The sequence below is a fragment of the Pseudacidovorax sp. genome (genome assembly GCF_017991995.1).
Taxonomy (GTDB): domain Bacteria; phylum Pseudomonadota; class Gammaproteobacteria; order Burkholderiales; family Burkholderiaceae_C; genus Xenophilus.
The window spans coordinates 208,145-214,144 of the sequence record NZ_JAGOPN010000004.1 but is presented as its reverse complement, the minus strand read 5'-3'; the positions used below and the strand labels follow the sequence as shown (position 1 = coordinate 214,144).

The window sequence follows — 6,000 nt, the reverse complement described above, 5'->3', positions numbered from 1 at the left end:
GCTGATCGCACCGCTGCCGCTCAGCACGTCCGCCTGCACCGTCACGTTGCCGGCCAGCGCCTGCACCAGCACGTTGCCGCTGCCATGGGCCGACACGCTCGCGCCCGCGCCGTTGGCCGTGCCGTCGCCCAGCACCAGGTCGCCCGTCGTGCTCTGCAGCACCACCGCGCCGTTGCCGCCCAGCGTGCGCAGGTCCGACTGCATCGCATCGGCCACCACCGTCGTCGCGCCGTCGGCGCCCACGCGGTTGATGCTGGCCGACACGTCGCCCACCGTCAGGCCGTCGGCCTCCAGCACGAACAGGCCGCCGTTGCCGGCGCTCGCGCTGAGCGTGCTCACCTTGGTCTCCAACGCGTTGGCCGCGCTGCCGATGGCCGTGCCCGCCTGCAGGCGCAGGCTGGCCGCCTCGATGTTGACCGTGCTGTCGCCCGCCGCGTCCGCGTCCACGATGGCCGTGCCGGCCACGAGGGAGACGGTGCCGCCGGTCGTGATGCGGCCCACGGTGGCCGTGGTGCCCGCGTTCACGCGCACCGTGCCCGTGCCGCTGGTCAGCAGGCTGCCGGCGTTCATCGCCAGGGCACCCGCCGCGTCCACGTCCACCGTGCCGGCGCCGCCCGTGCGGAGGTCCGCCCCGGCGTCGAAGCCGATGGCGCCGCCCGCACGCAGGCTGATCGCACCGCTGCCGCTCAGCACGTCGGCATTGGCCGCGGCGCTGATCGCCCCGGCGCTCTGCAGCAGCACATTGCCGCTGCCGTTCGCCGAGACGGCCGCGCCGTCCAGCGAGCCCGGCTGGCCGTCGGTCAGCGTCAGCGTGCCGCTGCCGCCGGTGCGCAGCACGATGCTGCCGTTGCCGCCGGTGGTGCGCAGGTCCGACTGGGCCGCGTCCACGGTGGCGGCGTCCAGCGTGCCGGCCGCATTCACCTTCTGCACCGCCACCGAGACGGTGGTCACGGTCACGCCGTCGGCCTCGCTCAGGAACAGGCCGCCGCCGGCCGCCTGGGCACTGAGGTTGACGGTGGCCGTCTCCAGGTGGTTGCCCGCGGCGCCGATGCCGGTGCCGGCCGCCAGGCGCAGGCCGCCCGAGACATTGCCGGTGGTGATGTTGACGCTGCTGTCGCCGTCCGCGTCGGCATCGAGGATGCTGCCCGCGGTGGCGGTGACCGAGACGCCGCCGGTGGCCGAGGTGAGCGCGATCACGCCCACCACCACGTCCTGCGCCGCGAGCAGGCGCACCGTGCCGCCGGCCGTGATGGTGTTGCCAGCCACCTGGACGATGCTGCCCTGGGCCGATTCCACGTCCACGCCGCCCACCAGGCCGGTGGCGATGCCCACCGCGCCGTTGAAGCGCACGCCCGCCTGGCCCAGCACCGTGACGAAGCCGCCCGTGCTGCCGCTGGTGGTGATGGCCGCGTCGGCGATCACCCGGCCCGCCAAGGCCTCGATGCGCACATGGCCGCCCGCGCCGCTGCCGTTGCCGGCCGCCACGGCCACGCCGTCGGCGTTGCCGCCGTCGCCGAGCACGAGGTCGCCGGTGGTGCTGCGCAGCACCACGCCGGTGTTGCCGGTGGTGACGATGTCGGACTGCGCGGCATCGGCCAGGGCCGAGAGGCTGCCGTCCGCCGCCACGCGCTGCACGCTCGCCGCCACCGCGCCGACGGCCAGGCCGTCGGATTCGAGCAGGAACATGCCCGTGGCCCCGGCGCGCGCCGAGAGCGTGGAAACCGTGGTCTCCAGCGCGTTGGCGCCGGTGCCGATGCTGCCGCCCGCATCCAGCCGCAGGCCCGCGGCCTGGATGTTGACCGTGCTGTCGCCCGCGGTGTCGGCGTCGAGGATCGCGCCGCCCGCCGTCACCGACACATTGCCCGCGGTGCCGACGCGCGCCAGGGTGGCCGCACCGCCCGCCTGCAGGCGGATGTCGCCGCTGCCGGTGGCAAAGCTGCTGCCCACCGTCTGCGTCAGCGCGCCGCTGCCGGCCTGCACGTCCAGGCTGCCGGCGCCGCCGCTGCGGATGTCGGCATTGGCCGTGACCGAGGTGCCGGCCCGCACGCTGATCGCGCCGCCCTGCGACACCACCGCCCCGTCGAGGGTGATGGCGCCGGCCAGGGCCTGCAGCAGCACGGGGCCGCTGCCGGCGCCCACGCCGCCGCTGCCGGCCGTGCCGGCGCGCAGCACCAGGTCGCCGGTGGCGCTGGTGAGCACGATGGCGCCAGCACCGGTGGCGGCCAGGTCCTCCTGCGCCGCGTTCTGGGTGGCCACGGCGCTGCCGTCGGCCTGCACGCGCTGCACGTCCACCGTGACGGCATCCACCGACAGGCCATCGCTTTCGGCGATGAACAGGCCGCCCGCACCGGCACTCGCGCTCAGCGTGGCGACGGTGGTCTCCAGCGCGTTGGCGCCGCTGCCGATGGCCGTGCCCGCGTCGAGGCGCAGGGCGCTGGCGCGCACGTCCACTTCGGTGTCGCCGGCCGCGTCGCCGTCGACGATGCGGCCCGACGCGCTCAGCGACACGCGGCCGCTGCCGGCGTCCACCGACTCCAGCGTCAGGTCGCCGCCCAGTGCGCTCAGCAGGACGTTGCCGTCCACCGTCGCGATGGTGCCGCTGCCCTGCGCCTGCACCAGGTCGCGGCCGGCGGTGGCGCCGACCGTGGCGCCGCTGCCCAGCGTGGCGACGGCGGCGTTCTGCCGCAGGTCCTGCGCGGCGGCCAGCGTGATGTGGCCGGCCGTGGCCGTGAGGGCCGCATCGATCACCAGGTCGGCCCCGGTGCCGCCGGCCTGCAGCAGCAGGTTGCCGCCGGCAGTGCCGGCCGTCTGCACGGTGAGCGTGCCCGCCGCGGTGGTCAGCACCAGTGCGCCGCCCGCCGTGAAGGCCGCCTGCGCGGCATCGGCGCGCGACGGCGTGCTGCTGCCATCGAGCCCGACGCGCACGACGGCGATCTCGCCCACCGCGCCCACGGTCAGGGCCGTGGATTCGGCGACGAAGAGGCCGGCACCGGCCGAGGCGCTCAGCACCGCCGCTTCCGTCTCCAGCGCATTGGCGCCGCTGCCGATGGCGCCGCCCGCCGACAGGCGCAGCTGGGAGGCCTGCACGTCGACGGCGCCCGCCGTGGCCTCGCTGGCGTTGTCCAGGATCGCGCCGCCGGCCACCAGGCTCACGGCCCCCCAGCCGGACTGGCCGGCCAGGCTGCCGGCCGCACGGTCGGCGGCGGTGCGCGCATCGACCAGGCCGACCGTCAGGTCGCCGGTGGTCGCTTCCGCGCGGATGTTGCCGCCGCCGGTGCGCAGCACGCTGCCGTCGGCGGTGACGACGCTGCCCTGCGCCTGCAGGTCCAGCGTGCCGCTGCCGCCGGTGGAAATCACCACGCCCGCCGACAGCGCGAGGCTGCCGCCGGTGGAAAGCACGCTCACACTGCCGCTGCCCGAGCCCACGTCCGCCGCGAGGGTCACGTCGCCCGCGGCCTGCAGCCGCACGGCGCCGCTGGCGGCGCTCACGCCCGCGGTGCCGGCCGTGCCGGCGCCCACGGTCAGGCTGCCCGCCTGCACCTGCAGCACGATGGCGCCCGCGCCGGTCGCCGACAGGTCCTCCTGCGCGGTGCCGGCCACGGTACCGGCCAGCCCGGTGGCGGCAACGCGGCTCGCGTCGACCGTCACGCTGCCCACCACCAGGCCGTCGGCCTCGCTGACGAACAGCCCACCCGCACCCGCCGCGGCACTGAGCGTGCCCACCGAGGTGTCGAGCGCATTGCTGCCGCTGCCGATGGCCGTGCCGGCCGTCAGGCGCAGCGCCGTGGCGCTCACGTCCAGATCGCTGCCGCCATCCACGTCCAGGATGCTGCCGGCCGTGGCCGCGATGGCCACGCTGCCGCTGCCGGCGTCGACCAGCTCCAGCCCCACGTCGCGCGCCGCGGTGAAGACCACGTTGCCGCCCGCCGTGCGGGTCTGGCCGCTGCCGGCCGTCTGCAGCAGGTCGCGTCCGGCGACCTGCTCCACGCTGACGCCGGTGCCGCTGCCGGCCACCGTGGCCGCCTGCAGCAGGTCGCGCCCGGCGATCAGGCTGGCCGCGCCGCCCGCGCCGATGCGGGCATTGAGCGCCAGGTCGGTGCCGGCTTCCAGCCGCAGGGTGCCCGCGGCGTCGATGCCGCGGTCGTTGGCCGTGCCCTCGTTCACGGTCAGGCTGCCCGCGGCCGTGAGCACCACGCTGCCGCCGCTGACCACATCGGAGATGCGGCCGGCGGAGGTGCCGGTGCTGACGCCGTCCACGGCCACCCGGTTCACCACGATGACGCTCATCGTGTCCACCGTGAGGTCGCTGGCGTCCGCCACGAACACGCCGCCCGTGCCGGTGGCCGCGGCGCCCATCACGGCCGCCTCGATCTCGAGCGCGTTGCTGCCGCTGCCGATGCCGTTGCCCGCGGCGCTGCCCGCCAGCAGGCGCAGGTTGCGCGCATACACGTCCACCGACGGCACGGTCTCGCCCTCGTCATCGAGGATGGAGGTGCCCGCCTGCACGCTCACCGAGCCCCAGCCGGACTGGCCGCTCAGGCTGCCGGCCGTGCGGTCGGCGGCGCTGCGCGCGTCCAGCAGGCCCAGCGTGGCCGAGCCGGTGGTGGCCATCACCTGGATGTTGCCGCCGCTGGTCTGGGCCACGGCGCCCGCACCCATGGTGAAGCTGGTGCCGGCCAGCACGGCGATGTGGCCGCCGCCCGTGGCCAGGGCGATGCCCGCGGCCTGGGCGATGGCGCCGCCCGCGCTCAGCGTCAGGTCGCCGCTGCCGGAGCCCACGGCCGCGCGGATCTGCAGGCTGCCCGGCGTGGCACCGGTCCAGGCATTGGCGAGCAGCACGTTGCCGCTGCCGCCGGCCGTCACGGCCGCGTCCACGATCAGGTCGCCGGCACGGGACAGGCCGTTGGTCACCACGATGGCGCCGCCGTCGCCGCTGAGCAGGCCCACCAGGGTGCTGCCGCTGGCGGACGAAACGCTGCTGCCGTCGGCGCCGATGCGGTTGACCGCCACGGCCGCCACGCTGCCAATGGTCAGGCCGTTCTCCTCGCCCACGAAGAGCCCGCCGCTGCCCGCGCTGGCGGCCAGGGTGCTCACCGAGGTCTCGATGCGGTTGGCCGCCGTGCCGATGCTGCCGCCCGCCACCAGGCGCACCGCGCCCGCCGTCAGGTTCACCAGCTGCGGCGAGGCGCCGTCGGCATCCGCGTCCAGGATCGAGCCCGAGGCGCCGATGGCGATCAGGCCCGCGGTGCTGCTGCCGGTGCCCACGGTGCCGATCACGGCGTCGCCGCCGGCGGCATCGATGCGGATGTTGCCGCCCGCGCTCAGCACGCGGGCCGCGGCGTCCAGCGCGATGCCGGCGTCGGCCGCCAGCTCCACGGTGGCGCTGCCGCCCAGGGCCTGCGCCTTGAAGGCGCTGCTGCCGACGATGCCGTCGGCCGACAGCAGCGAGAGGCTGCCGCCGCCGGCGGCGCTCACGTCGGCGCGCAGCTCCAGCGTGGCATCGGTGCCTTCGGCCGCCTCGCCGCTGCGCAGGCGGATGTGGCCGCTGCCGGTCTGGCGCACCGTGCCTTCGACCACCAGCCGTCCGTCGGTGGTCTGGATCACGATGGCACCGCTGCCGGCGTTGTCGATGGCGGTCATGCCCGAGGCCACCAGGCGCAAGGCCGTGGCCTCCTGCACGTACACGCCGCCCGTGGCGCCGTTGGTGGCGCTCAACTGGGCCACGCGGGTCTGCAGCGCGGCCGAGGCGGCGCCGATGCCGGCCGCGGCGCTCATGCGCAGCGCGGCGGTGTCGCCGTCGATGTTGGGCCCGTCGCCACTGAGGTTGTCGCGGATCGCGCCGCCGGTGGCCGTGAGCGTCACCAGCCCGCCCGCCAGGATGCGGCTGAGCGAGAGGTCGCCGCTGTCGGCCGTCAGCGTCACGGCGCCGGTGTTGCCGGCATTGACCGAGCCGATGGTCGCGCCGTCGGCCATGGCGATGCCGGCGCTGGCGCGCACGTC

1 protein-coding gene (running past one end of the window) is annotated in these 6,000 nt (G+C 76.1%); it reads right to left on the bottom strand.

Translation table 11 applies throughout. The features are described 5' to 3' along the window. The coding region annotated (locus KBC94_RS07300; RefSeq protein ID WP_294368011.1) for an LEPR-XLL domain-containing protein crosses the window boundary (this coding region is incomplete at its 3' end): on the bottom strand, positions 1-6,000 show 6,000 of its 42,396 nt. The annotated region continues 36,396 nt past the right edge of the window.